The sequence below is a fragment of the Burkholderia sp. WP42 genome (assembly GCF_000745665.1).
In the GTDB taxonomy this organism is placed as follows: domain Bacteria; phylum Pseudomonadota; class Gammaproteobacteria; order Burkholderiales; family Burkholderiaceae; genus Burkholderia; species Burkholderia vietnamiensis.
In genome coordinates, this window is the sequence record NZ_KN050726.1 from 55,712 (window position 1) to 80,051 (window position 24,340).

General features: G+C 69.3%; 24 protein-coding genes. 12 read left to right on the forward strand and 12 right to left on the reverse strand.

Annotated elements, in window-relative coordinates; genetic code table 11:
* Window positions 1-46: 46 nt before the first annotated feature.
* The 7 genes from EX20_RS28195 to EX20_RS28225 form a co-directional block, all read right to left on the reverse strand.
* Window positions 47-778: a ribonuclease T2 gene (locus EX20_RS28195; RefSeq protein ID WP_011880685.1), complete on the reverse strand. Its 732-nt coding sequence runs from the start codon at window positions 776-778 to the stop codon at window positions 47-49.
* Between the two features lie 324 nt (window positions 779-1,102).
* A complete protein-coding gene (locus EX20_RS28200; RefSeq protein WP_011880686.1) occupies window positions 1,103-2,242 on the reverse strand; it encodes an enoyl-CoA hydratase/isomerase family protein in 1,140 nt (379 codons plus the stop codon).
* Window positions 2,239-3,030, reverse strand: coding sequence for an enoyl-CoA hydratase (locus EX20_RS28205; protein ID WP_034195457.1), 792 nt, complete (start codon window positions 3,028-3,030; stop codon window positions 2,239-2,241). Before EX20_RS28205 ends, EX20_RS28200 begins: the two co-directional genes overlap by 4 nt.
* Window positions 3,030-3,929, reverse strand: coding sequence for a 3-hydroxyisobutyrate dehydrogenase (mmsB, locus tag EX20_RS28210; RefSeq protein WP_014723908.1), 900 nt, complete (start codon window positions 3,927-3,929; stop codon window positions 3,030-3,032). The genes EX20_RS28205 and mmsB overlap by 1 nt, the downstream gene beginning before the upstream one ends.
* 18 nt (window positions 3,930-3,947) lie before the next feature.
* Window positions 3,948-5,477: a CoA-acylating methylmalonate-semialdehyde dehydrogenase gene (locus EX20_RS28215; protein WP_034195458.1), complete on the reverse strand. Its 1,530-nt coding sequence runs from the start codon at window positions 5,475-5,477 to the stop codon at window positions 3,948-3,950.
* A 142-nt stretch (window positions 5,478-5,619) separates the two neighbouring features.
* A complete protein-coding gene (locus EX20_RS28220; protein ID WP_034195459.1) occupies window positions 5,620-7,332 on the reverse strand; it encodes an AMP-binding protein in 1,713 nt (570 codons plus the stop codon).
* A gap of 223 nt (window positions 7,333-7,555) precedes the next feature.
* Window positions 7,556-8,689 (reverse strand): acyl-CoA dehydrogenase family protein, encoded by a 1,134-nt coding sequence (locus EX20_RS28225; RefSeq protein WP_011880691.1) that lies wholly within the window; start codon window positions 8,687-8,689, stop codon window positions 7,556-7,558.
* 137 nt (window positions 8,690-8,826) lie between these two features.
* On the opposite strand from EX20_RS28225, the gene EX20_RS28230 reads away from it, so the two are divergent.
* The 3 genes from EX20_RS28230 to EX20_RS28240 all read left to right on the forward strand — a co-directional run bounded on the left by EX20_RS28230 (window position 8,827) and on the right by EX20_RS28240 (window position 12,293).
* Window positions 8,827-9,861, forward strand: coding sequence for an AraC family transcriptional regulator (locus EX20_RS28230; RefSeq protein WP_011880692.1), 1,035 nt, complete (start codon window positions 8,827-8,829; stop codon window positions 9,859-9,861).
* Window positions 9,862-9,972: 111 nt separating this feature from the next.
* Window positions 9,973-11,523, forward strand: coding sequence for an NfeD family protein (locus EX20_RS28235; protein ID WP_034195460.1), 1,551 nt, complete (start codon window positions 9,973-9,975; stop codon window positions 11,521-11,523).
* On the forward strand, window positions 11,520-12,293 hold the full coding sequence (locus EX20_RS28240) for a slipin family protein (protein WP_011880694.1): 774 nt from the start codon (window positions 11,520-11,522) through the stop codon (window positions 12,291-12,293). The genes EX20_RS28235 and EX20_RS28240 overlap by 4 nt, the downstream gene beginning before the upstream one ends.
* 60 nt (window positions 12,294-12,353) lie before the next feature.
* On the opposite strand, the gene EX20_RS28245 is transcribed toward EX20_RS28240, so the two are convergent.
* Window positions 12,354-13,631, reverse strand: coding sequence for an HAD family hydrolase (locus EX20_RS28245; protein ID WP_034195461.1), 1,278 nt, complete (start codon window positions 13,629-13,631; stop codon window positions 12,354-12,356).
* Between the two features lie 503 nt (window positions 13,632-14,134).
* On the opposite strand from EX20_RS28245, the gene EX20_RS28250 reads away from it, so the two are divergent.
* Together EX20_RS28250 and EX20_RS28255 are read left to right on the forward strand one after the other, a co-directional pair.
* A complete protein-coding gene (locus tag EX20_RS28250) occupies window positions 14,135-14,422 on the forward strand; it encodes a hypothetical protein (RefSeq protein WP_011880696.1) in 288 nt (95 codons plus the stop codon).
* A gap of 250 nt (window positions 14,423-14,672) precedes the next feature.
* Window positions 14,673-15,047, forward strand: coding sequence for a DUF2917 domain-containing protein (locus EX20_RS28255; protein WP_034195462.1), 375 nt, complete (start codon window positions 14,673-14,675; stop codon window positions 15,045-15,047).
* Window positions 15,048-15,210: 163 nt separating this feature from the next.
* Here the strand turns inward: EX20_RS28255 and EX20_RS28260 are convergent, their stop codons facing one another.
* Window positions 15,211-15,489 carry a hypothetical protein gene (locus EX20_RS28260; RefSeq protein WP_011880698.1) on the reverse strand — a complete coding sequence of 93 codons (279 nt, stop codon included), beginning with the start codon at window positions 15,487-15,489 and terminating at the stop codon, window positions 15,211-15,213.
* A 690-nt stretch (window positions 15,490-16,179) separates the two neighbouring features.
* Between EX20_RS28260 and EX20_RS28265 the strand changes: the two genes are divergently transcribed.
* Window positions 16,180-17,481 (forward strand): NCS2 family permease, encoded by a 1,302-nt coding sequence (locus tag EX20_RS28265; protein WP_011880699.1) that lies wholly within the window; start codon window positions 16,180-16,182, stop codon window positions 17,479-17,481.
* Window positions 17,482-17,572: 91 nt separating this feature from the next.
* Here the strand turns inward: EX20_RS28265 and EX20_RS28270 are convergent, their stop codons facing one another.
* Window positions 17,573-18,424, reverse strand: a complete 852-nt coding sequence (locus tag EX20_RS28270; RefSeq protein WP_034195463.1) for a LysR substrate-binding domain-containing protein — start codon at window positions 18,422-18,424, stop codon at window positions 17,573-17,575.
* A 190-nt stretch (window positions 18,425-18,614) separates the two neighbouring features.
* On the opposite strand from EX20_RS28270, the gene EX20_RS28275 reads away from it, so the two are divergent.
* Genes EX20_RS28275 through EX20_RS28285 form a run of 3 tightly spaced genes read left to right on the forward strand, consistent with a single transcriptional unit; the run spans window position 18,615 to window position 20,359 of the window.
* Window positions 18,615-19,154 carry a hypothetical protein gene (locus EX20_RS28275; protein ID WP_034195464.1) on the forward strand — a complete coding sequence of 180 codons (540 nt, stop codon included), beginning with the start codon at window positions 18,615-18,617 and terminating at the stop codon, window positions 19,152-19,154.
* Window positions 19,155-19,166: 12 nt separating this feature from the next.
* Window positions 19,167-19,493, forward strand: a complete 327-nt coding sequence (locus EX20_RS28280; protein ID WP_011880702.1) for a hypothetical protein — start codon at window positions 19,167-19,169, stop codon at window positions 19,491-19,493.
* Between the two features lie 2 nt (window positions 19,494-19,495).
* The gene (locus tag EX20_RS28285) at window positions 19,496-20,359 is read left to right on the forward strand and encodes an MBL fold metallo-hydrolase (RefSeq protein WP_034195465.1); all 864 of its coding nucleotides are present in this window, start codon (window positions 19,496-19,498) and stop codon (window positions 20,357-20,359) included.
* Window positions 20,360-20,515: 156 nt separating this feature from the next.
* Here the strand turns inward: EX20_RS28285 and EX20_RS28290 are convergent, their stop codons facing one another.
* Both EX20_RS28290 and EX20_RS28295 read right to left on the reverse strand, forming a co-directional pair.
* Window positions 20,516-20,803, reverse strand: coding sequence for a DUF1488 family protein (locus EX20_RS28290; protein WP_011880704.1), 288 nt, complete (start codon window positions 20,801-20,803; stop codon window positions 20,516-20,518).
* Between the two features lie 242 nt (window positions 20,804-21,045).
* Window positions 21,046-21,321, reverse strand: coding sequence for a DUF2964 family protein (locus tag EX20_RS28295; protein WP_226184110.1), 276 nt, complete (start codon window positions 21,319-21,321; stop codon window positions 21,046-21,048).
* 224 nt (window positions 21,322-21,545) lie between these two features.
* Here EX20_RS28295 and EX20_RS28300 point away from each other — a divergent pair, with 224 nt between their 5' ends.
* The 3 genes from EX20_RS28300 (at window position 21,546) to EX20_RS28310 (ending at window position 24,317) form a co-directional block, all read left to right on the forward strand.
* Entirely contained in the window at window positions 21,546-23,444 is a 1,899-nt protein-coding gene (locus EX20_RS28300; protein ID WP_034195466.1) for a sigma-54-dependent Fis family transcriptional regulator, read from the forward strand.
* Window positions 23,445-23,542: 98 nt separating this feature from the next.
* Window positions 23,543-23,845, forward strand: coding sequence for a 2Fe-2S iron-sulfur cluster-binding protein (locus EX20_RS28305; RefSeq protein ID WP_034195467.1), 303 nt, complete (start codon window positions 23,543-23,545; stop codon window positions 23,843-23,845).
* Between the two features lie 94 nt (window positions 23,846-23,939).
* Window positions 23,940-24,317, forward strand: coding sequence for a DUF2946 domain-containing protein (locus EX20_RS28310; RefSeq protein ID WP_034195468.1), 378 nt, complete (start codon window positions 23,940-23,942; stop codon window positions 24,315-24,317).
* Window positions 24,318-24,340: the final 23 nt, after the last annotated feature.

Here is a 24,340-nt window from a genome sequence, read left to right on the forward strand (position 1 = left end):
CCGACCACACCGTGGGCGGCCGGCGCGGCACGCGCGACGTCGCGCCTCACTTCGCGATATACACGCCCGAGGTCGGACAGGTCCCCTGCGTATTGCCGTCGGTCACGAGCGACGCCGCGCTCGGGAACTGCGTGGTCGCGCTCGTCTTCACCGCGATCCATGCTTCGGTGAAATAGCTGACGCCGTTGGTCTTCGTGCACTTCAACGACACCGCGCTGCGCGTGTTGCTGCCGAACGCGCCTTCGAACGCGGACAGCAGCTGGTTGCGCGTCACGGTCTTGCCCGCGTTCGCCTGCAGGAACGCGTTGAACGACGTGTTGCCGAGCCGGCTCACCATGCCGGTCGCCTGATTCCAGTAGGCGTCCGCCGATGCCGAATTCGAGCAGGTGCCGTGCTTGAACCATTCGTGCTTGTCGAGGCACGACGCGACGCCCGGCATGTACGTCGACAGCGTGTTGCGCGTCGTGGTGCTGATCGGATACGCATCCATGCTGCACCACTGGTGCGCGTTGTCGAGGTCGACGTCGCTCTGCGGCACGCCGCAGTAGAACGGCTGGTTGCCGTCGTAGTTGTTCGGCCACAGGCCATGCAGCGACAGGCTCGTCGCCGCGTACGTGCCGGCCAGGTTCGTACACTCCGGCGTGTCGTGCGACGCGCAGAAGCCGGGCTCCCACGATGCGGCGAGCAACAGGTAGTCGTAGCTGGTCTGCGCGACGGCATGCAGCGACGCGGATGCGACGGCGAGCGCCGCCACGGTGCGGGCGAGTGTGTTCAACATGGCATGTCCTCGGAAAAGGCTTGCGGTCGCGCGCGGCGCCGCAAGGTTGTCGAATGTCTGCCCGCGATTGTTGCCGCAGCCACGTTGCACGAATATGAACGGATGACGAAACGGAGCGGCGGCCGTGGATTCGTCATGGGGGGACGCCGCGACCGGACGCGCGCGTCCATTCTGAATGCGCGATCGCACCATCATCGACGCGCTCGTTCAGGCGGTGCCGCCGATGATCGGACGCCCGGAACCCCGAAAAAGCCGGTTGAACACGGCGCACGCGCACGCGAGCGCAACCGCGCCCGGCACGCCGCGCCAATCACACCACCTTGTTCACACCCCGCCGAGATCGACGAGCGGATGCGCGAACAGTTTCCACGGCGACGTCAGGAAATGCCGCACGCGCTCGGCGCGCAGTTCGACCAGCGACGCCGGCGCCCAGCGCGGCTTGCGGTCCTTGTCGATCAGGTGCGCGCGCACGCCTTCGCGGAAGTCGCCCTCCTCGATCGCACGCGCGACGATGCCGAGCTCCATCCGGAACGACTCGGCCAGCGTCATCTGCCGGCCGCGCAACAGCGCTTCGCGCGTCACGCACAGCATCGTCGGCGAATGGCCGGCGAGCGCGTCGAGCGTCGTCTGCAGCCACTGCCGATGCTCGCGTGCGAGCTCGTCGCGCGCGAACTCCTGCTTCAACGTCGCGACGATCCGCTCGACGGTCGAACGCTTGTCGAAGTGACGCACGATCCAGCCCATCTGCGTGTCGAGCGCCGCATGCGGCACGACGTTGCACGGCGGCTCGAACACCTTGCGCAGCGCCGCCAGCACGTCGCCGTCCCATTTGACGCTTTCGATGCGCGTCTCGAACGTATCGAGCCACGACGACGGCACGCACAGATCCGCGAGCTTCGCGATCAGCGCATCGGCGCCGGACAACACCGCGCCGGTCAACCCGACGTACAGCTCGAGCTCGACCGGCATGCGCGACAGGAAATGCGTCGCGCCGACGTCGGGCACGAGCCCGATGCGCGTCTCGGGCATCGCGATCTTGCTGCGCTCGGTCGCGACGCGCAGCGCCGCCCCCTGCGCGAGGCCCATGCCGCCGCCCATCGTCACGCCGTCCATCAACGCGACCACCGGCTTCGGAAACGTGTGAATGGCGTAGTCGAGCCGGTACTCGTCGACGAAGAACGGCAGCCAGGTTTCGCGCTGCGCGACCATCCGGTGCAGCGCGCGCACGTCGCCGCCCGCGCAGAAGCCCTTCTCGCCGGCGCCGCGCAGCACCACCGCGACGATCTGGTCGTCGCCGCGGCAGCGCTCGAGCAGCGCGGCCAGCTCGCCGATCATCGAATACGACAACGCATTGAGCGCGGCCGGCCGGTTCAGCGTGATCAACGCCACGCGGTTCACCACGCGGAACAGCACCTCGGGCGCGGGTTGCGCGAAGCGGTCATCGGTCGTCATCGGCGTGCTCATCGTTGCGTATCTCCATCGGTATGCCATTGCGGCGCGCGCTTGCCGAGAAACGCGGCCACGCCCTCGCGCGGATCGGCGGTATCGAACAGGTCGACGAAGCGTTCGCGTTCGACCGCGAGCGCCGCACTGCGCGGCACGCCGCGGCGTGCGAGGCCGATCAGCTCCTTGCTGTACGCGAGCGCATGCGGACTCTGCCGCACGACGTTGCGCGCGAGCGCCAGCGCCGCGTCGCGCGCGGCGCCGCTTTCGACGACGTCTTCGACCAGCCCGATGCGCAGCGCGGTGGCCGCATCGACGCGCGCGCCAGCCAGGATCATCTTCTTCGCCCAGCCTTCGCCGACGAGCCAGGGCAGCGTCTGCGTGCCGAGCCCGCACGGCAGCAGGCCGACGGACGCCTCGGGCAGCGCCATCTGTGCATGCGTCTCCGCGATGCGCATGTCGCACGCGAGCGCGCATTCGAGGCCGCCGCCCATCGCATAGCCGTTGATCGCCGCGATCGTCACGACGCGCGCGTCGTGCAGCGTCTCGAACGCCGCGCCGAAGCGCGCGGCCATCGCGCGCGCGACCGCGGCGTCGCCGTCGGCGAACGTGTTCAGATCGGCGCCGGCGCTGAAGAACTTCGGGCCGTCGCCGGTGATCACCAGCGCGCGCACGCGCGGGTTCGCGTTCAGTTCGGCGACGGTGTCCTGCAGTTGCCGCAGTCCGTCGGCGGTAAAGGCGTTCGCGGGCGGACGCTTGAGCGTCGCGCACGCGATCGCGCCGTCGTCGACGTAGTCCAGTTCGATCATCACGCGTCCTTCTTGCCAGCCGGTTGGTACAGGCGGATCACCGCCGAGAAATCGAGTTGCCCGTCGCCGCGGCTGCTCATCGTCTGGTACAGCTGCTGCGCGAGCGCGCCGAGATAGACGGGCTGGCGCGCCTGCCGCGCGGCATCGTTCGCGAGGCCGAGATCCTTCAGCATCAGATCGGTGCCGAAGCCGCCGCTGTAGCCGCGCGACGAAGGCGCGGTGTCGATCACGCCCGGATACGGGTTGTAGGTGTCCGAGCTCCAGCAGCGGCCCGTCGACGTGTTGACGATGCCGGCCAGCACCTTCGGATCGATGCCGAGCGCGACGCCGAGCGACATCGCCTCCGACACGGCCGCCATCGAGATGCCGAGCACGAGGTTGTTGCAGACCTTCGCGACCTGCCCCATCCCGGTCGCGCCGCAGTGGACGATGTTCTTGCCCATCGCGGCGAGCACGGGCTTCACGCGCTCGAAATCGGCGTCGCTGCCGCCGACCATGAAGGTCAGCGTGCCGGCGGCCGCGCCGCCGGTGCCGCCCGACACCGGCGCATCGACGAACGCGCCGCCATGCTCGCGCACGAGCGCGCCGAACGCCTGCGCGCTCGCGGGGTCGATCGTGCTCGAATCGATCACGGTTGCGCCGGCGCCCAGGCCGGCCAGCACGCCGTTCTCGCCGGCGAGCACCGAGCGCACGTGCGGCGCGGCCGGCAGCATCGTGATCACGAACGCCGCGCCGGCCGCCGCATCGCGCGGCGACGCGGCCACCTGCGCGCCGGCGTCCTGCAGCGCGCGCAATGCGTCGGCGCTCAGGTCGAACGCATGCACGTCGTGGCCGGCCTTCAGCAGGTTCAGCGCCATCGGCGCACCCATGTGGCCGAGGCCGATGAATCCGATCTTCATGTTGGTGTCCTCCCCGGCTCAGTGCAGCCGGATCGTCGTGTTGACCGGGCCGGCCGTCGTATCGTCGTCGAACCAGCGCGCGGTGACCGTCTTGGTCTGCGTGTAGAACTGCACGACCTGCTTGCCGTACGGGCCGAGATCGCCGAGCTTCGAGCCGCGCGAGCCGGTGAAGCTGAAGAACGGCACCGGCACCGGGATCGGGATGTTGATGCCGACCTGGCCGACGTCGATCTCGCTCTGGAACTTGCGCGCGGCCGCGCCGCTCTGCGTGAAGAGGCCCACGCCGTTACCCATCGGGTTCGCGTTGACGAGCGCGATGGCTTCGTCGAGCGTGTCGACCTCCATCACGACCACCACCGGCCCGAAGATCTCGTCCCGGTAGATCGTCATGTCGGTCGTCACGCCCGAGAACAACGTCGGGCCGACGAAGTTGCCCTCCTCGAAGCCGCGCACCGTCACGCCGCGGCCGTCGAGCTCGAGCTTCGCGCCTTCCTTGACGCCCGCGTCGATCAGCGACAGGATGCGCGCCTTCGCGCCGCGCGACACCACCGGCCCGACGTCGGTGCCCGCCTCCGAGCCCGCGTTGACCTTCAGCGTCTTCGCCTTCGCCACCAGCTCGGGCAGCCAGTCGCGCGCGCTGCCGACCAGCACCACCACCGAAGTCGCCATGCAGCGCTGGCCGGCCGCGCCGAAGCCCGCGCCGACCAGCGCGTTGATCGCCTGCTCGCGATGCGCATCGGGCAGCACGACCGCGTGATTCTTCGCGCCCATCATCGACTGCACGCGCTTGCCGTGCTGGCTGCCGAGGTTGTACACGTGCGTGCCGACGCCCGTCGAACCGACGAACGAAATCGCCTTCACGACCGGATGCGTGCAGAGCCCGTCGACCACGTCCTTGCCGCCGTGCACGACGTTCAGCACGCCCTGCGGCACGCCGGCCTCGATCGCGAGCTCGACCAGTTCCATCGTCGACAGCGGGTCCTGCTCGGACGGCTTCAGCACGAACGTATTGCCGCACACGATCGCCATCGGAAACATCCACAGCGGGATCATCGCCGGGAAGTTGAACGGCGTGATGCCGGCGCAGACGCCGAGCGGCTGGCGCAGCGTGTAGGTGTCGACGCCGCCCGCGACGTTCTCGGCGAATTCGCCGAGCTGCAGCGTGCCGATCGAGCAGGCATGCTCGACCACTTCGAGGCCGCGGAAGATGTCGCCTTCGGCATCCGGCAGCGTCTTGCCCTGCTCGGCGGTCAGCGTCTTCGCGATGCGCTGCTGGTTCGCGCGCACGAGCGCCTGGAACTTCAGCATGATCCGCATGCGCGCGGAGATCGGCGTGTTCTTCCAGGTCGCATAGGCGGCGTGCGCGGCCTGCACGGCCGCGTCGACTTCCGCCGCGGTCGCGAACGGCACGCGCGCGAGCACCTGTTGCGTGGCCGGATTGACGATGTCGCGCCACTCGCTCGTGGCGGACTCGACGAAGGCGCCGTCGATCAGCAGCTTGACCGTCGGCACGTCTTGCCCCGGCTGGGGCGTCGCATTCGCGTTCATCGGTGTGCTCTCCTTGCAGTGGGCCGCGTCGCGCGCTCGCGCCGGGCGGCCGGGTCAGTCGGTTCGATCGGTTAGATCATCTTCTGCCGCGTCGACGGGCCGCGCATGATCGCCGCAAGCGGCGCGCCCGGCCCGCCGGCGGTCACTTCAGTTCGGCGGCGAAATCTTCTTCCCAGTACTCGCCGGGCATGCGTGCAGTCGCATCGTCGCCGCGCTCGATCTCGCGGCGGCGCAGCTCGACGCGACGGATCTTCCCCGAGATGGTCTTCGGCAGCTCGGCGAACTGCAGCCGGCGAATGCGCTTGTACGGCGCTAGCTTCTCGCGCGAAAAGCGGAAGATCTCCAGCGCGAGCGCCGGGCTTTCCTCGAAGCCGTCGCGCAACGTGATGAAGGTCTTCGGCACCGACAACCGCACCGGGTCCGGGCTCGGCACCACGGCCGCTTCCGCGATCGCCGGGTGCTCGATCAGCACGCTTTCGAGCTCGAACGGGCTGAGCCGGTAGTCGGACGACTTGAACACGTCGTCCGCGCGGCCGACGTACACGTAGTAGCCGTCGTCGCCGCGCATCGCGATGTCGGACGTGCGGTAGTGGCCGTCGCGCATCGCGTACGCGGTCGCATCCGGGTTGTTCGCGTAGCCGTTCATCAGCCCGACCGGGCGCATCGCGCCGGTGCCGCCGCCGAGCGGCAATGCGACCTCGCCTTCGCCGACGGGCGCGCCGTCCGGGTCCAGCAGTGCGATCCGGTAGCCGGGCAGCGGCCGGCCCATCGAGCCCGCGACGACCGGCTGCCCCGGCGTGTTGCCGATCAGGCAGGTGGTTTCGGTCTGGCCGTAGCCGTCGCGAATCGTGATGCCCCACGCCTTCTTCACGCGCTCGATGATCTCCGGATTGAGCGGCTCGCCCGCGCCGACGATCTCGCGCAGCTGCACGTCGAACGTCGCGAGCGGCTGCTGCACGAGCATGCGCCACACGGTGGGCGGCGCGCACAGCGTCGTCACGCGGTATTTGACGAGCGCGTCGAGCACCGCCTTCGGCTCGAAGCGCGCGTAGTTGAAGACGAACACGCACGCCTGCGCATTCCACGGCGCGAAGAAGCAGCTCCACGCGTGCTTGGCCCAGCCCGGCGAGCTGATGTTCCAATGGATGTCGCCCGGTTGCAGCCCGATCCAGTACATCGTCGACAGGTGCCCGACCGGGTACGTGCGGTGCGTATGCTCGACGAGCTTCGGCTTCGACGTCGTGCCCGACGTGAAGTACAGCAACATCGCTTCGTTCGACCGCGTGACGGCGTCGGGCTCGAACGCCGCGCTCGCCGCGTAGCCGTCGTTCATCGCGAGCCAGCCGTCGCGCGGCGCGCCGGCCACGATCTTCCGCTTCAGCCCGAGGCCCGCCTGTTCGAACTTCGCGGTTTCGTGCTCGTCGACGATCGCATAGGTCACGCCGCCGATCTGCACGCGATCGCGCACGTCGTCCGCCGACAGCTGCGTGGTCGCGGGCAGCACGACCGCGCCGAGCTTCATCGCGGCGAGCATCGCGTCCCACAGCTCGACGCGGTTCGGCAGCATCAGCAGGATCCGGTCGCCGCGCACGACGCCGATGCCGCGCAGCCAGTTCGCGATCCGCGACGAGCGCTCGGACATCTGCGCGAACGAATACGGGGCGCCCGTCCCGGTCGCCGCATCGACGATCCACAGCGCGGGCGCGTCGTTGCCGCGCGCCATCGGGTCGAAATAATCGAGCGCCCAGTTGAACGCATCGAGCACCGGCCATTCGAAATCGCGGTACGCGGTTTCGTAGTCGGTGCGATGGCGCAGCAGAAAGTCGCGTGCGTCCAGGAATGCCTGTACCGTCATCGTGTCGTCTCCTGTCCGCGAGCGTCGGTGCATCGCACCTTGCTCGCGCTCCGTGCCCGGATTGTCTCCATCCATACTGCGGACGACCGGCGCATGCGCCGGTCCCCCATCGTCGCGGCGCACGGTCACGTCGTTGCGTGCCGCGTTCACCGCCCTCACCACCTTCACCGCGTCGCTGCGTGCCCTGCCTGATTGCCCGTTGCTCCATTGCGCGCGCGGCCGCTCACAGCTGCCGCGCGATCACCATCCGCTGCACTTCGCTGGTGCCTTCGTAGATCTGCGTGATGCGCGCGTCGCGATAGTGGCGCTCGACCTCGTAATCGGCGAGGTAGCCGTAGCCGCCGTGGATCTGGATCGCGTCCGAGCACACGCGCTCGGCCATCTCGGATGCGAACAGCTTCGCCTGCGACGCCTCCGACAGGCACGGCAGCCCAGCCGTGCGCAGCTTCGCCGCGTGATGGACGAGCAGGCGCGCCGCGTTGATCTGGGTGGCCATGTCGGCGAGCTTCTGCTGGATCGCCTGATGCTCGGCGATCGGCTTGCCGAACTGCACGCGCTCGCCCGCATAGCGGCGCGCCTTGTCGAATGCGGCGCGCGCGATGCCGAGCGCCTGCGCGGCGATGCCGATGCGTCCGCCTTCGAGATTCGACAGCGCGATCTTCAGCCCTTCGCCGCGATTGCCGAGCAGCGCGTCGGCGGGAAGCGTGCAGTTCTCGAGCGTGATCGGGCACGTATCGGACGCGCGAATCCCCATTTTCTTTTCGGGCTTGCCGACGATGAAACCCGGCGTGTCGGTGGGCACCAGGAACGCCGAGATGCCGCGCTTGCCGGCATCGGGATCGGTCATGGCAAAAACGATCGCGACGCCGGCGCGCTGGCCGTTGGTCACGAACTGCTTCGCGCCGTTGAGCACCCATTGGCCGTCGTGCAGCTCCGCGCGGGTGCGCAGGTTGTGCGCCTCGGAGCCGGCGTGCGGCTCGGTCAGGCAGAACGCGCCGATCACGCGGCCGGCCGCCATCTCGGCGAGCCAGCGATCCTTCTGCGCGGGCGTGCCGAAGCCCAGGATCGGCCCGCAGCCGACCGAGTTGTGCACGCTCATCATCGTCGCGCAGGCGGCGTCGCCGGCCGCGATCTCCTCCATGGCGAGCGCGTACGCGACGTAGTCGGTATAGGCGCCGCCCAGCTCCTGCGGCACGATCATCCCGAGCAGGCCGAGTTCGCCGAGCTGCGCGACGACGGTGTCGGGCAAGCGCGCGTCGTGGTCCCACTGCGCGGCGTTCGGCGCCAGCACCTCGGTGGCAAAGGCGCGCGCGGCGTCGCGGATCATCCGCTGATCTTCGGTGTAAAGCTCGTCCATGGTCCTGCCGTCTCCTGCGGCCGCCTGTGACGGCCGTCGTTTCGTTTCGATGCAACAAGTGTAGGCAAGCGCGCGCCGGTGTTCGATGCTCGCGCCGCTCATTTACACTGAGCGTTTTTGCCATACCGGCGATACGGATGAAGCAGGACGAAAGGGGAACCATCGCGATCAGCCTGGTCGCGTACAGCGTCGCGCTGGCCGCCCGCCGCGGCGTCGCGGCGGAGCCGCTGCTCGCGCAGGCCGGCATCGCGCCCGCGCTGCTCGCGCAGCCGCGCGCGCGCGTGAGCGCGCAGCAATACGGCGCGCTGTGGAATGCGATCGCGCGCGCGCTCGACGACGAGTTTTTCGGGCAGGACCGCCATCCGATGCGCAGTGGCAGCTTCATCGCGATGAGCCAGGCCGCGCTGTCCGCGCAGGACGGGCTGCGCGCGATGGCGCGCGCGGTGAACTTCATGCACTGCGTGCTCGACGATCTCCACGCGGAGCTCGACGCCAATCCGCAGCGCGTGCGGCTGCGCTTCGTGCACCGCAACAACGGCGCCGCGCCGGCGATGTTCACGTACGCGACCTATTTCATCATCGTGTACGGGCTGACCTGCTGGCTGATCGGGCGGCGCATCCCGGTGCTGCACGCGAGCTTTCGCTGCGACACGCCGCCCGCCGATCACGAATATCCGTCGATGCTGTGCGACGACATGCGGTTCAACCAGCCCGATTCGTATGTCGATTTCGATCCGGAATTCGCGACGCTGCCCGTCGTGCAGAACGCAAAGACGCTGAAAACCTTCCTGCGCAACGCGCCGGCCAGCTTCATCGTCAAGTACCGCAATCCGAACGCGCTCGCGCAGCGCGTGCGCGCCGTGCTGCGCGGGATGCCGCCCGCGTCGTGGCCGGGCGCGGACGGGATGGCCGCGCGGCTGCACGTGGCCGAGGCGACGCTCAGGCGCAAGCTGCACCAGGAAGGCCAGGCGTACCAGTCGATCAAGGACACGCTGCGACGCGATCTCGCGTTCGAGGCGCTGGCCGATCCGTCGCGCACGATCGCCGACGTCGCGGCGGCCACCGGGTTCGCGGAACCGAGCGCGTTCTACCGCGCGTTTCGCAAATGGAGCGGGCGCAGCCCGGCCGAGTACCGCGAAGAGGCGCTTGCGCGCGCGGGCGGCGCGCGCTGAACGCCGCCGCCTTCGCGCTTTCCGCCGAAAGCGCCTAATCTTCAAGCATCGGGCCAACGCCCATTTCCGCGAGCCGGACGGCGCGCGGCCGCGCGCCGCCCGGACGCCCCGATGCGCATTCATCGTCACGCGCCGCCGGCGCCCGCCGCGCGCGGCGCCCGTTCCCGTCACCCGCTGTCCGCGCGGGTCGCGCGCGCCGCGCTGTTCGCCGCGCTGCTGGTCGTGTGCGCGGCGGTGGCCGCTCCAGGCGCCGCCGCGCCGGCCGACGCACCCGCCGCCGCGCCGGTCGTCGTGATTCCGGTCAACGGCGCGATCGGGCCGGCCAGTGCCGACTTCATCGTCCGGTCGCTCGACCGCGCGGCAAGCGTGCATGCGCCGCTCGCGATCCTGCAGCTCGATACGCCCGGCGGCCTCGACACGTCGATGCGCCAGATCATCAAGGCAATCGTCGGCTCGCCGGTGCCCGTGGCGGCCTTCGTCGCGCCGGGCGGCGCACGGGCCGCGAGCGCCGGCACCTATATCGTCTACGCGAGCCACGTCGCCGCGATGGCGCCCGGCACCAATCTCGGCGCGGCGTCGCCGGTGCAGTTCGGGATCGGCGGCGGCGCGCCGGGTACGCCGCGATCGTCGCCTGCCGCGGCCTCGGGCGCATCCGGCACGTCGGCGACGTCGGCCGAATTGCCGAACGACACGCAATCGACCGAAATCCGCAAGGCGACGCAGGACGCCGCCGCGTACATCCGCGGCCTCGCGCAGCTGCGCGGGCGCAATGCCGACTGGGCCGAGCGCGCGGTGCGCGAGGCCGTGAGCCTGTCCGCGAACGACGCGCGCGCGCAGCACGTCGTCGATCTGATCGCGCAGGACCCGGCCGATCTCGCGCGCCGGCTCGACGGCCGCACCGTGACGACGAGCGCCGGCACGCTGCGGCTCGCGACCGCGCACGCGCCGCTCGTCGTGCTCGCGCCCGACTGGCGCAGCCGCTTCCTGTCGATCGTCGCCGATCCGAACGTCGCGCTGATCCTGCTGACGATCGGCATCTACGGGCTGTTCTTCGAATTCGCGAATCCGGGCTTCGTGCTGCCGGGCGTGGCCGGCACCATCTGCCTGCTGATCGGCCTGTTCGCGATGCAGTTGCTGCCGGTCAGCTATGCGGGCCTCGGGCTCGTGCTGCTCGGGCTCGGCTGCCTCGTCGCCGAGGCCTTCCTGCCGACCTTCGGCGTGCTCGGCTTCGGCGGGATTGTCGCGTTCACGATCGGCGCGCTGATGCTGATCGACACCGACGTGCCGGGCTACGGCATTCCGTGGCCGCTGATCGCGGGCCTCGCGGCCGCCGGCGCGCTGCTGGTGGCCGGCGTGTCGAGCGTCGCGCTGCGCGCGCGGCGGCGGCCGGTCGTGACGGGCGCCGAGGCGATGCTGGGCAGCGTCGGCGAAGTGCTCGACGACGGCCTGCGTCCGGACGAGCCGCACGGCGCCGCCGGCCCCGCGCCGTCGGCGGCCGGCTGGGCGCGCGTGCACGGCGAGCGCTGGCGCGTCGCGAGCAGCACGCCGCTGGCGGCCGGCTGTCGCGTGCGCGTCACCGGCCGCCACGGACTGACGCTCACCGTCACGCCGCTCTACGACGTGCCGGCACACGAACCACAACAGCGGGGAGCCCCGTCATGATCGGCTATACGTTCGGCTTCGGCAGCGTCCTGATCGTCTTCGTCGTGGTGCTCGTCGCCTCGTCGATCCGCGTCTTCCGCGAGTACGAGCGCGGCGTCGTGTTCATGCTCGGCCGCTTCTGGAAGGTCAAGGGGCCGGGCCTCGTGCTGATCATCCCGATCGTCCAGCAGGTCGTGCGGATCGACCTGCGCACCGTCGTGTTCGACGTGCCCGCGCAAGACGTGATCACGCGCGACAACGTGTCGGTGAAGGTCAATGCGGTCGTGTATTTCCGCGTCGTCGATCCGGAAAAGGCCGTGATTCAGGTCGCGCGCTTCTTCGAGGCGACGAGCCAGCTCGCGCAGACGACGCTGCGCGCGGTGCTCGGCAAGCACGAACTCGACGCGCTGCTCGCCGAGCGCGAGCAGTTGAACGCCGACATCCAGAAGACGCTCGACGCGCAGACCGACGCGTGGGGCATCAAGGTGTCGACGGTCGAGATCAAGCACGTGGACCTGAACGAGACGATGATCCGCGCGATCGCGCGGCAGGCCGAGGCCGAGCGCGAGCGGCGCGCGAAGGTGATCCATGCGGAAGGCGAATTGCAGGCGTCGGAGAAGCTGTTGCAGGCCGCGCAGCGGCTCGCGCAGCAGCCGCAGGCGATGCAGCTGCGCTACCTGCAGACCCTGACGACCATCGCGGCGGACAAGAATTCGACGATCGTGTTTCCGCTGCCGATCGATCTGCTCGGGGCGTTGCTGGACCGCCTGGGCGCACCGCCCGAGCGTTGAGGCTCGGATACGCCGGGCGCCGGCGCCGATGGGTGCGGCGGCGCCCGCGTCCGGTGCGCGTCAGGCCAGCAGCTTGCGCTCGGTCTTGCCGTACTTGATCGACTTCTCGTCGGGAATCATCAGCCCGGTGTGCTCGTCGCGGCCCTGCAGCAGGAAGCGCGCGTCCGGGTTGCCGATCTGTTCGGACGCGAGCTTGCTGTCCGCGCCGATCTCGCCCTTCTTCATCCGGTTGACGATCACGCCGGCTGCGGTGTCCTTGAAATCGCGCAGCATCCACGCGTCGCCGTCGCTGTCGCCGAACACCAGCAGCGGGCCGTAGCCCTTCTTCGACGCGAGGACGTTGCGGATCCCCACCGTCTTGCCGGGCCCCCAGTTGAAATGCCAGCCGGCCGGATAGGTGCTCGTGTACTTGCCGTCCTGCATGTCGAGCCGCAGGCCGATCACGTTCTCGGGCGCCACGCCGTAGCCGTAGTTCGGGTTGCCGGCGAACACGCGCACGACGTCGTCGAGCGACGCGGTGCTCACGTACACGTCGATGCCGTTCGCACGCAGCGTATGCATCACCGAGCGGATCTCCTCGTGAATGCGGATGCCGTGGAAATGCGTGTCGGCCACCACGCCCGCCTTGCCCGGCAGCGCCTTCGGGCTTTCGTAGCGGACCTTGCGCAGCGCGTCGCCGATGCCGTAGTTGTTCGACGCTTGCGCCATCGCCTGCAGCTCGGCGGTCGTCATGTTCTTGTAGAAGTAGATGATCCACTTGTAGCCGACTTCGAGCGGATGCGTGTCGCAGATCGCGTCGTACATGAAGTACAGCTTCGCGCGGAAGTCCTTGAACTGGTCGGTCTCGCGAATCTCGTCGAGGCTCTTGTCGCCGCCGAAGCCCTGGTAGTTCGCATGGAGCCAGCGGTAGTCGGACTCGACGTCGGCGGCGAGGTCCTCCATCGTCACCGGCTTGCCGTCGACCGTCGTGTAGTCCTTCATGAACGCGCCCTTCGGCACGTCCTTCCACATCACGCCGACGAACTCGTCGGGCGTCAGCTTGTATTGCAGATGGTTGATCTGGTACATCAGCAACGCTTCTTCGCAGTCGTTCATGATGCACGTGTTGTCCCAGTCGAACACCGCATACGGGCGGCGCCTGGCGTCGTAGCCCGCGCTCGCGACGCCATGCCGGTCGAGCACCATCTGCAGGCGCGCGGCGTTGAACGGCGACCAGCGGCCGGGGTCCAGCGCGTCCGGCGCGGTCGCGCTCTTCGCGCCGGCCATGCCGGCCTTGAGCATCAGCGGCGTCGCAGCGGTCGCCGCGGCAAGGGTGTTGATGAACTTGCGGCGTTGCATGGTATCTCTCCGTTGAAATGCCGAATCGGCTTCGGCCGCTGCCCCGCGCGACGCGCGACACATCGTCCCCATTCGAGGCCGCAAAGGCGTCGAATGGGGGCGAATGATGTGACGAAATTATTTCGGCAATTTGACAGCGTCGCGCCACGACGCGACGGCGAATTGATCCGGCGCGACATCCGGACGCGTGCGCGGACCTCGCGTGGGGCGCTGCGCCGCGTCCTGGTGCCTCCCGTCCCTACCGCGGTTGCCGGCCGCCGTTCTCGAACCCGAGCGGCGCAGCGCTGCGTGACTTCAAGGCCGGTTACATACACACCGCATTGCGAAGGCTCGAACCGGCGCTCTCATATATGACATGACGCGCCGGCCCGCCGCGCAGAACGGCAACCGGAGCGCGACGAAGGACGACGCCCGCGCCGCGCCACGCCCTGCAACTCGACGGTTCCGGCGGTGCGTGCGCCGAAATGCGTACAATCGCGGCTTCATTTCCCGGAGGTGCCGCGATGGCCATGAAGAAAACCGATCTCGAAAAGAACAAGGCGCTGAAGCTCACGCAAGCGATGAAGCAGTCCGGCTCCGCGCGCTTCGGCAAGGGCGCCGACGAAGCGGCGAAGCTCGATCGCCGCGCGCAGCGCAAGCTCGACCAGGAACAGGGTCTCGTGCCGTTCGCGTGCAAGCTCAACGCCGAACTCGTCGAACAGCTGAAGGCGCGTGCGGCCACCCATCCGAACGGGATGACGGGCCTGCTGTCCGAACTGCTCGTGAACGGCCTCGCGCAGCGCGACGCGTGAGCGCCGCGCGACGCCCAAATAGTCGTTGACAACGCCGTACGACATCGACACACTCGTTCGCATGCCTACGTTCAAGCACATCGCCATCGCGATTCATTGCCCGGTGAACATTCGAAAGAATGGATCACGGGAGGCGCTTGTGCGTTAGCATCCGAGCAGTACGCATGTCACACGAGGCCTCACCGGAAACGGATGAGGCCTTTTTGTTCTGGTGCGCTTCATTCGTCCGGCCCAACGAATGGAGCAGACGATGGACCAGGCAAGCCCGTTGTTCGACCGTCCCGACTCGCGCCGCGCCGGCGCGATCGCGTTACCGACCGTCGTGATCCGCTTCGCGGTTGCACCGCACACGACGCTGACGTGGCGCGCGCCGAGCGATGCGGAAATCCGCGCGCACGGCGCCGCGCTGTGGATCACGCGCCCGCCGAGCGTCGACGACTACTGGGTGCAGCCGGGCGACGTGCTGCGCATCGCGCGCGGCGATCGCGTCTGGCTCGGCACCTACGACGGCCGCCCCGCCGAAGCATCGATCACGACCGCATACGTGCGGCGCGGCGATCGCCTCGGACGCACGCTCGCGCGGATGCGCGGCTGGCTCGCCGCAAGAGGGAGAAGGCGGGACTGACGCTGCGCTGCCGCGCAACGCGTTGACGCGGCGAACGACCGCGTCGGAAAACGAACGCACCCGCGGCGCAATCGGCCGCGGGTGCGCTTCGAGTGGCGCGGCACGCCGCTGCGTGCCGCGCGCGATCGCGCGCCCTGCGCAGCTTTCACATGCAACGCATGCGTCAGGTGCTGGCGGCGAGACGCGGGCCCGTACCGCGGGGTGTGGTGTCGACGTCCGGACGTTGCGCCGCCTGCGAGGTCACCCACGGATCGATGCCCTGCTTTTGCACCTCCTCGAGGAACGACACACGCGTGCGCCAGTAATCCGCTTGTAATTTCGCATCGATGACGCGCTGTTCGGCCGTGAACAGTTCCATGCGCGCCGTGACGAGCATCGACGCAGCGGTTTTTTCCGGCGTGGGGGCGTGCCGCATCGCCCAACGGCTGATCCAGTTCAACATGCTGACCTCCGTGATGACGGACGAACCCGCATCGGGCTATCGCAACCGGTCGCGCGTGCCCGAACGCGCAACGACCGTTACCGCACTTCGCCGCCTGGCCTGCACGGACTGCGACTCCCCCGCGTCGGCAGCGATCGGCCGGCGTGCGTGCACGGTTCATCTATCGTAGAAAGACTTGCCGGTTAACGCGATGGCGTCTTGCGATCTTTTACACAGAAACCACAGTCGCGCGAGCGGCGCGAAATCGCAGTTGCGCACGCGCCGGCTTCGGAGCAGCATAGCCCGATGTCCGCCGCCGCCCGGACTGCCGAACGGCCGGCGCGCGCAGCTGCCCGCCCGTTCGGGCGGGCGCGCTCTTGCAGGCGCACCCTCTCTACCGCACGGCGTCGTGCCATCGCCGTCGTACCCGCCACCGAATCGTTTCCATCGTTTGCGCCCGGCCGCTTCGCCCGAACCGGTAAAATGCGCGCCGCCGTCGCGCGATGTGCATCTGCAACGTGCATCTGCGGCCGTCCGCGCGAACGCGCGCGATCGCGCCCCGCGACTATATCGTCCGAGCTATCCACGCTATTACAATCCGCCGATAGCATCGCAATAGTGGCTGGTTACAGTACGCCGGCCTCGCGCTGGCTTACAACAATTCGGCACGAACAACAAGCAACACGACAACCCGACCGGAGAAACGCCTTCATGGAATCCATCAAGCGGTATTTCGGCTTCGCTGAAGCCGGCACCGACTTCCGCACCGAAATACTCGCGGGCGTCACCACGTTCCTGACGATGGCCTACATCATCTTCGTCAACCCTGCGATTCTCGGCGACGCCGGCATGCCGAAGGAATCGGTGTTCGTGGCGACCTGCCTCGTCGCGGCGCTCGCGTCGATCATCATGGGCCTGTACGCGAACTATCCGATCGCGTGCGCGCCCGGCATGGGCCTGAACGCGTATTTCGCCTACACCGTCGTCAAGGGCATGGGCTTCACGTGGCAGGCCGCGCTCGGCGCGGTGTTCATCTCCGGCTGCCTGTTCCTGCTCGTCACGCTGTTGCGCGTGCGCGAGGCGATCGTCAACGGCATTCCGAAATCGCTGCGCATCTCGATCACCGCCGGCATCGGCCTGTTCCTCGGCATCATCTCGCTGAAGACGTCCGGCGTGATCGTCGGCAGTCCCGCGACCCTCGTCACGCTCGGCGACCTGCACAAACACGACACGATCCTCGCGATCGTCGGCTTCTTCACGATCGTCACGCTCGACTATCTGCGCGTGCGCGGCGCGATCCTGATCGGCATCATCGGCGTCACGGTCCTGTCGTTCTTCTTCGGCGACAACCAGTTCCATGGCGTGTTCTCCGCCCCGCCGTCGATCGACGCGACGCTGTTCAAGCTCGACATCGGCGCCGCGCTGTCGACCGGAATCATCAACGTGATCCTCGTGTTCTTCCTCGTCGAGCTGTTCGATGCGACCGGCACGCTGATGGGCGTCGCGAACCGCGCCGGCCTGCTCGTCGAAGGCAAGATGGACCGCCTGAACAAGGCGCTGCTCGCCGACAGCACCGCGATCGTCGCGGGCTCGGTGCTCGGCACGTCGTCGACCACCGCGTACATCGAGAGCGCCTCGGGCGTGCAGGCCGGCGGCCGCACGGGCGTGACGGCGATCACCGTCGCCGTGCTGTTCCTCGCCTGCCTGTTCATCGCGCCGCTCGCCGGCGTCGTGCCCGGCTACGCGACGGCGCCCGCGCTGCTGTACGTGTCGTGCCTGATGCTGCGCGAGATGGTCGACGTCCCGTGGGACGACGCGACCGAAGCCGTGCCGGCCGCGCTCACCGCGCTGCTGATGCCGTTCACGTATTCGATCGCGAACGGCGTCGCGTTCGGCTTCATCGCGTACGGCGGCCTGAAGCTGCTGACCGGCCAGGCCCGCACGGTCAAGCCGATCGTGTGGATCATCGCGGCCGTGTTCCTGTTCCGCTACTTCTACCTCGGCGGCGAGTGACGCACGCGCCGCGGCGCGACCCACGATGACGCAACGCCACCTTCGGGTGGCGTTTTCGTTGGGGCGCGCATGCGGCGCACGCGCCGCCGCATCACGCGCCTGCCTGCCGAAGCACCCAGCGCGCGAAAGTACGCAGCGGGCCGTCGCCCAATTCGAGCGCTTCGGGCACCACGAGACAGAAGCGCTTGACCACGCCGCGGCCGTCCGGCCAGGGCGCCGCGAGCAAACGCTGCGCGATCTCGGCTTCCACATAGAGCCGCGGCACCAGCGCGACGCCAAGCCCGGCCAGCGCCGCGGCGATCAGCATCGAATAAAGATCGTGCCGCGCGCCGGCAGCCGGGTTGTCGACCGGCAATCCCGTCTCCTGCACGTAGGCCGACCACGCGTCGGGCGTCTGCCGCTTGTGCAGGCGCGGCAGCGTGCCGAGCAGCGCGTCCGGGTGCCCGCCCGCGAGCAGCGACGGGCGGCAGACCGGCACCAGCACCTCCTCGCACAACCGATACGTATGCATGCCGGCCCACGCCGGATGCTCGAAATGAATCGCGGCATCGAAGCCGCTGCCGGCGAGCACGAACGGCTCAGCCCGATCGGCCAGATGCACGGTGATGTTCGGATGCTCCGCCTGGAATCCGCCGAGCCGCGGAATCAGCCAACGCGTCGCGAAGGTCGGCGTCACCGCGATGTCGATGCTGCCGCCGTCGCCCGCCTGCCCCATCAGGTACTGGCTGTCGCGCTCGAGCCGGTCCAGCACTTCGCGCACCTGCGCCGCGTAACGCGCGCCGTTCGGCACGACCCGCACGCGGTTGCCGACACGCTCGAACAGCGCCACGCCCAGGAACGCCTCGAGCCGGCCGATCTGCCTGCTGATCGCGCCTTCGGTCAGCGCGAGCTCGTCGGCGGCCCGCGCGAAGCTGCCGTGCCGCGCGGCGGCCTCGAATGCCATCAAGGCCGAGTTGCTCGGAATCCTGCGTCGCGTCACGTTTCCCCCGGTTGGGCCACAGCTTGATCGAATGTCACTGAACGATGACGAATCATCGTTTTTCCACCGTTCGGCGACTCACTATCATGACAAAAACTCAATCAACGAGCCAGCCCGCCGATGCCGACGGCCGCTCGCCACCCGTGGAGAAGTCATGATCTATGCCGTTGAATGCAGCATCGCCGAGCCGGCCGTCGAAGCCGAGTGGAGCGACTTCTACAGCCGCGTCAAACTGCCCGCGCTGATCTCCGTGTCGGGCTTTCGCACGTCGCAACGCTTTCGCGCGCTCGGCGGCGACGGCCCCGTCTATCTGGCGCTGCATACGATCGACGCGCCGGACGTGCTGACGTCGGCCGAGTATCGCGCGAAGGGCGGCGGCAATTTCGCACGCTGGCAGCCGCACATCGTCGAGTGGCGCCGCAACGTGTACGACAGCGCCGCGCCCGCGCCGGCCGTCGCCGACGGCCAATGGCTGGCCGTGAGCGACGACGCCGCGCCGGTCGCCCAGGCCGGCATCGCCGCCGCCGCGCTGCATGCGGTCGCGCTGGATCGTCGGCCGGCCCACCGCTGGCTGGCCGTGCTCGATCGCGACGGAGCACGGCTCGCGTCGCACGCAGCCGGCGCGGCGATCCGGCTCTATGCGCCGATCGGCGAGCAGCTCGTCGGCACGCCGGCCACGGCCGCCGCACGCTGACGGGAGCCGGCCATGCCCAGCGTCACGATTTTCATCGCCGAGGCCGGCATGCCGGCGCAGACGTCCCTCGCCGCGCTGTCGTCGGCATGCGACACGCTCTGCACCGACGTGCTGAATGCCGCGCCCGGCACCGTCCACGTCGCGTTCGTGCCAGTGCGGCACGGCTGCGGACACCCGGTCAGCGCGGAGATCCGCTTTCGCCTCGGCCCACTGCGCACCGCCGAATTGATCGATCGATTCATGGCTTCGCTCGACCGCGAAATTCTCCGCCACACCGGCTTGGTCGCGCGCATCCGCTGCTTCGGCCACGACAGCGCCCACCTTCACGCCCGGAACTGACCATGAACCCGTCCATTGCGCGCCCGCCGTTCCCGTGCCGTCAGATCGGCGATTTCTCCGTCATTGCGCTCAGCGACGGCACGCTGAGCGCCGGCCTCGATCTGCTGTCGAACATCGACGTCGACGCGGCCGCGGGCATCATGCAGCGGGCCGGCGTGCCGGCGCCGTCCGACGTCAACATCAACTGCTATGTGATTCGCGGCGGCGGCCGGACCGTGCTGGTCGACGCCGGCGCCGGCGGCTTCCGCAACTGGGGCGGCCTGCTGCCGGCGGCGCTGCCGCAAGCCGGGATCGATGCGCGCGACATCGACACGATCCTGCTGACGCACGCGCATCCCGATCATATCGGCGGCCTGCTCGATGCGCGCGGACAGCCGGCCTTCCCGCGCGCCGAGGTGCTGATTCACGAACGGGAACGGGCGTTCTGGCTGGATCACGACGCATACGAACGCGCCAGCGAGCGCGCACGCGGGAATTTCGAGCTGGCACGGCGCGCGTTCGACGCCTGTCGCGCGCAGCTGCGCACCATCGCAGGCGGCAACGTGCTGCCCGGCATCGCGGCGGTGCCGCTGCCGGGCCACACGCCCGGCCATACCGGCTATCGCGTCGAATCGCGCGGCGAGCGCCTGCTGATCTGGGGCGATCTCGTGCATTTCGCGCCGGTTCAGGTCGCGCACCCCGACGTGTCGATCGCGTTCGACCACGATGCGTCGCTGGCATGCGCGACGCGCGCGGCCACGCTCGCGCACGCCGCTGGGGAGAACCTGATGATCGCGGGCATGCACCTCGCCGATACGGGCTTCGCTCGCATCGCCCGCGCGCACGGCGCAACCGACGGCGCGTATGCGCTGGTCGCGACGGATTGAACGCGATGGAATCCTGACGGGTTCGGGCGGCGCGAACCGGGCGCAATGCGACGCGCGGGTCGCCGCACGCGCGGCGCCGCATGCGCGCCGCGCCGCGCCGATACGACGCGGGCGCCGGAATTCGGCGCCCGCTGCGTCACTACCCGAGCGTGCGGCTCAGCGCCAGTTCGCCTCGTAGAAGCGCACGTAGCCGCTGCGCAGCGTCACGCATTGCGCGCGCGTTTCGGACAAGAGCCGCCGTGCGGCCGCCTCGATGCGCTCGCGATGCTGGTCGTACGCGCCGACCATGTCCTCGAAGCGCGGCGACGCGGCGCCGAAATGGTCTTCCAGCGCTTCGGCCGTGATCTGGCATTTGACGCGCTCGCCATTCACGAGCGCCGTGAATCCGAGCATCAGGTCGCGCCCCGAATATTCGGGCTTCTCGTTCGTGAAATGGATCTGCATGGCGCCGCCCTTCGTCCGGTAGTCAACACGTGACCGCGTCCGTCGTCCGCCACCGGCCGGACGAAAATGGACGCGGGCTCGCCGGCAGGGGCGTCGCCCACGGGCTTGTCGCGCGGACGATGCATGCCGGTTGCATTCCACTTTAGACGGTTTCGCGCAGGAGGCAAATTTTGGGCGTGCGTCGTTCCGACGCGCATTTTCGTCCGACCAGCGCGCCCTGCAGCGGCGTGCGCCGCGCGGCGTCAGTGAGGATCGGTGGGCCAGATGTTGAGCGCGATCGCGGCGGTCGTCGCGCCCACCGCGATTGCGGCCGCCCCGTACCGGACGGCGTCGATCGCGTCGAACAGCAAACCGTGGATCGCGACGCCGATGCCGCCGAGCATGATGAAAGTGGCGATGGCCGCCAGCACGACTCTGAGTTCCGTCCGAACCATGATGGGTCTCCCGAACGGATGCATGTCACGTCGCATGCATGTTGCAATGCGGAACACGGCGCGTGCGTGCTCCACTTCCATCATTGCAGGCGGCCGCGTGAAAGCAAGACGGGTTTATACGCGGCGCGCACAACGCGCGCGGCGCTTGTATGATGAGGCGATATCGATCGCGGCCGCCGAGGCGCGCGGGCGCAGCCCGCCAAGCGCAGCCCGGATGGCGCCGCGCAACGCGTCACGGCGGGCCGACCGCGACGCACGGTGCCCCGGCACGCGCTTCGGCGCCGCCCGCGGCCGACAGGAGACGACACATGCCTCAACCTTTCGTGCTGCCCGCCACCGCGGGCCGCAACGACCTGCTCGCACAGGCGCACGCCCGCTCGACGTCGCTCGGCCTGCGCGCGGACGAGCGCCCCGATTTCTCGCCGCTGTCGCGGCTCGCGCTGCGCGAACTCCTCGACACGAACCATGCGCTGTTCGCCCACGCGCGCCCGGTAATGGAGAACCTGCACGCGCAGATCGCCGACACGCAAAGCCTCGTGCTCCTCACCGATGCCGACGGCGTGATCCTGCACAGCATCGGCGACGCGGACTTCATCGAGAAGGCGAACCGCGTCGCGCTGTGCACCGGCGTGTCGTGGGCCGAAGGCATGCGCGGCACCAACGCGATCGGCACCGCGCTCGCGTCGGGCCAGGCCGTCGCCGTGCACGGCGAGGAGCACTTCCTGCGCGCGAATCACATCCTCACCTGCTCGTGCGCACCGATCATCGATCCGTTCGGCCGCACGCTCGGCACGCTGGACGTGAGCGGCGATCCGCGCGGCTTCAGCCCGCACACGCTCGCGCTCGTGCGAATGTCCGCGCAGCTGATCGAGAACCATCTGTTCGCGAACCGCTGCGCCGAAGCGCTGCGGCTGCGCTTCCACGCCCACGAGGATTGCGTCGACTCGCTGTTCGCCGGGCTCGTCGCGTTCGACCGCGACGGCGGACTGATCGCCGCGAACCGCAGCGCGCAGTTTCAGCTCGGCGCGACGTTCGATGCACTGCAGCATCGCGGCTGCGACGCGCTGTTCGGCATGCAGTTCAATCAGCTCGCGCAGCAGGCGGCCCGTGCACCGGGCGCGCCGTTCCAGTTGACGCTGTCGACCGGCGTGCGCGTGCTCGCGCGCTGCGAATTCGCCGAGGCGCGCAAGACGACCGTCGCCGTCACGCCGCCCGCACCGGCGCCCGTCGCCGCGCGCCCGCGCGCGGTCGACCCCGAGGCGATCACGTTCGCGACGCTCGACACCGGCGATGCACGGATGGCTGCCGTGCTCGACCGGGTCGCGAAGATCCGCGGGCGCGACCTGCCGCTGCTGATCCTCGGCCAGACGGGCACCGGCAAGGAATGGCTCGCCCGCGCGCTGCACCAGGCGTCGCCGCGCGCCGACGGCCCGTTCGTCGCCGTCAACTGCGCCGCGCTGCCCGATTCGCTGATCGAGGCCGAGCTGTTCGGCTACGAGGACGGCGCGTTCACCGGCGCGCGCAAGCGCGGCAGCCCCGGCAAGATCGCGCAGGCCGACGGCGGCACGCTGTTTCTCGACGAAATCGGCGACATGCCGCTCGCGCAGCAAGTGCGGCTGATGCGCGTGCTGCAGGAACGCGCGGTGATGCCGCTCGGCGGCGCACGCGCGGTGCCGGTCGACGTGCGCGTGGTGTGCGCGACTCACCGCGACCTGCGCGCGATGATCGCCGAGCGCACGTTCCGCGAAGACCTGTTCTACCGGATCAACGGGCTCGCCGTCACGCTGCCGCCGCTCGCCGCGCGCACCGACCTGCCGGTGCTGGTGGAGCGCATCCTCGCGCGGCTCGCGCACAGCGAGCCGATGCCGACGCGCGTCGCCGCCGACGTCCTCGACGCATTCCTGCGCCACCGCTGGCCCGGCAACCTGCGGCAGATGACCAACGTGCTGCGCACGGCCGGCATGCTCGCCGAAGACGAAGCCGAAATCGCGCTCGCGCACCTGCCCGACGATTTCTGGCTCGACTGCGAAGACGCGCCGGCGAGCTCGCCCGCGCCGGCCGGCACGCGCGCGGCAACGACGTTGCAAAGCCACCAGGCCGCGGTGATCGATGCGGTGCTCGCGCGGCACGGCGGCAACGTGTCGGCTGCCGCGCGCGAGCTCGGGCTCGCGCGCAATACCGTCTACCGCTATCTGCGCCGGCACTGAGATCGCGGCCGGCGGCCTGCACGGCGCCGGCCGCGCGCGGCTTCGGGTATGCTTGGGCGCTCGCATCGCATTGCCGCCGCCTGCCGCCCGCCTTCACCATGACCGATCCGGAACGTCCCCCACTCGTGCGCGTCGAACCGCTCGGCGCGACGTTCGACGCGCCCGACTCGCTGACGCTGCTCGAAGCCGCCGCGTTCGCGCACGTCAGCCTGCCGCGCTCGTGCCGCAACGGCACGTGCCGCACTTGCCTGTGCCGGATCGTCAGCGGCAGCGTGCGCTACACGATCGAGTGGCCGGGGCTGAGCCGCGACGAGAAGGCCGAAGGCTATACGCTGCCGTGCGTGGCCGTCGCGACGTCGGACCTCGTGCTCGACGTGCCCGACGCCCAAATGATCGAATGAGCGCGGCGCGCGGCCGTGTGCCGCGCCCGCCGCCGCGGCGGCTGCGTGGCATAATCCGCAGCATCGCCTTCCTCCATATGCCGCCGCGCATCGCATGCTGAGTCGTCGTCTCCGCAAGATCGTCAGTCTGATCGGGATGCTCGCCATCCTGATGACGACGCTCGCGCCGACGATCTCACAGGCGCTGACGACGCAACACCGCGTCGACGCGCTGCTCGCCGGTTACTGCACGGCCGGGCCGAGCGATGCCGACCACGGCGACGCTGCGTCGTCGAAGAGCCTGCAGGCCCATCTGCAGGCATGCGGCTATTGCAGCCTGCTCGCGCATACGCCGGCCCTGCCCGCGCCCGAACTGACGTTCGCGGCCAATCTTGCGCCGCTGCGGCACCGCGAAGCGACCCGCTTCGAGAGCCTGCCGCGCGCGCTGCCGCTCACCGTCGCGCAACCGCGCGCGCCACCGTCCGCCGCCTGAAGCACCGTCACCGCGCGTGATGC

What these genes read in the sequence shown, in the direction of transcription:
- EX20_RS28195 (WP_011880685.1), bottom strand. Translation starts at nt 778, where the DNA reads ATGTTGAACACACTCGCCCGCACCGTGGCGGCGCTCGCCGTCGCATCC.
- EX20_RS28200 (WP_011880686.1), bottom strand. Translation starts at nt 2,242, where the DNA reads ATGAGCACGCCGATGACGACCGATGACCGCTTCGCGCAACCCGCGCCC.
- EX20_RS28205 (WP_034195457.1), bottom strand. Translation starts at nt 3,030, where the DNA reads ATGATCGAACTGGACTACGTCGACGACGGCGCGATCGCGTGCGCGACG.
- mmsB (WP_014723908.1), bottom strand. Translation starts at nt 3,929, where the DNA reads ATGAAGATCGGATTCATCGGCCTCGGCCACATGGGTGCGCCGATGGCG.
- EX20_RS28215 (WP_034195458.1), bottom strand. Translation starts at nt 5,477, where the DNA reads ATGAACGCGAATGCGACGCCCCAGCCGGGGCAAGACGTGCCGACGGTC.
- EX20_RS28220 (WP_034195459.1), bottom strand. Translation starts at nt 7,332, where the DNA reads ATGACGGTACAGGCATTCCTGGACGCACGCGACTTTCTGCTGCGCCAT.
- EX20_RS28225 (WP_011880691.1), bottom strand. Translation starts at nt 8,689, where the DNA reads ATGGACGAGCTTTACACCGAAGATCAGCGGATGATCCGCGACGCCGCG.
- EX20_RS28230 (WP_011880692.1), top strand. Translation starts at nt 8,827, where the DNA reads ATGAAGCAGGACGAAAGGGGAACCATCGCGATCAGCCTGGTCGCGTAC.
- EX20_RS28235 (WP_034195460.1), top strand. Translation starts at nt 9,973, where the DNA reads ATGCGCATTCATCGTCACGCGCCGCCGGCGCCCGCCGCGCGCGGCGCC.
- EX20_RS28240 (WP_011880694.1), top strand. Translation starts at nt 11,520, where the DNA reads ATGATCGGCTATACGTTCGGCTTCGGCAGCGTCCTGATCGTCTTCGTC.
- EX20_RS28245 (WP_034195461.1), bottom strand. Translation starts at nt 13,631, where the DNA reads ATGCAACGCCGCAAGTTCATCAACACCCTTGCCGCGGCGACCGCTGCG.
- EX20_RS28250 (WP_011880696.1), top strand. Translation starts at nt 14,135, where the DNA reads ATGGCCATGAAGAAAACCGATCTCGAAAAGAACAAGGCGCTGAAGCTC.
- EX20_RS28255 (WP_034195462.1), top strand. Translation starts at nt 14,673, where the DNA reads ATGGACCAGGCAAGCCCGTTGTTCGACCGTCCCGACTCGCGCCGCGCC.
- EX20_RS28260 (WP_011880698.1), bottom strand. Translation starts at nt 15,489, where the DNA reads ATGTTGAACTGGATCAGCCGTTGGGCGATGCGGCACGCCCCCACGCCG.
- EX20_RS28265 (WP_011880699.1), top strand. Translation starts at nt 16,180, where the DNA reads ATGGAATCCATCAAGCGGTATTTCGGCTTCGCTGAAGCCGGCACCGAC.
- EX20_RS28270 (WP_034195463.1), bottom strand. Translation starts at nt 18,424, where the DNA reads ATGGCATTCGAGGCCGCCGCGCGGCACGGCAGCTTCGCGCGGGCCGCC.
- EX20_RS28275 (WP_034195464.1), top strand. Translation starts at nt 18,615, where the DNA reads ATGATCTATGCCGTTGAATGCAGCATCGCCGAGCCGGCCGTCGAAGCC.
- EX20_RS28280 (WP_011880702.1), top strand. Translation starts at nt 19,167, where the DNA reads ATGCCCAGCGTCACGATTTTCATCGCCGAGGCCGGCATGCCGGCGCAG.
- EX20_RS28285 (WP_034195465.1), top strand. Translation starts at nt 19,496, where the DNA reads ATGAACCCGTCCATTGCGCGCCCGCCGTTCCCGTGCCGTCAGATCGGC.
- EX20_RS28290 (WP_011880704.1), bottom strand. Translation starts at nt 20,803, where the DNA reads ATGCAGATCCATTTCACGAACGAGAAGCCCGAATATTCGGGGCGCGAC.
- EX20_RS28295 (WP_226184110.1), bottom strand. Translation starts at nt 21,321, where the DNA reads ATGATGGAAGTGGAGCACGCACGCGCCGTGTTCCGCATTGCAACATGC.
- EX20_RS28300 (WP_034195466.1), top strand. Translation starts at nt 21,546, where the DNA reads ATGCCTCAACCTTTCGTGCTGCCCGCCACCGCGGGCCGCAACGACCTG.
- EX20_RS28305 (WP_034195467.1), top strand. Translation starts at nt 23,543, where the DNA reads ATGACCGATCCGGAACGTCCCCCACTCGTGCGCGTCGAACCGCTCGGC.
- EX20_RS28310 (WP_034195468.1), top strand. Translation starts at nt 23,940, where the DNA reads ATGCTGAGTCGTCGTCTCCGCAAGATCGTCAGTCTGATCGGGATGCTC.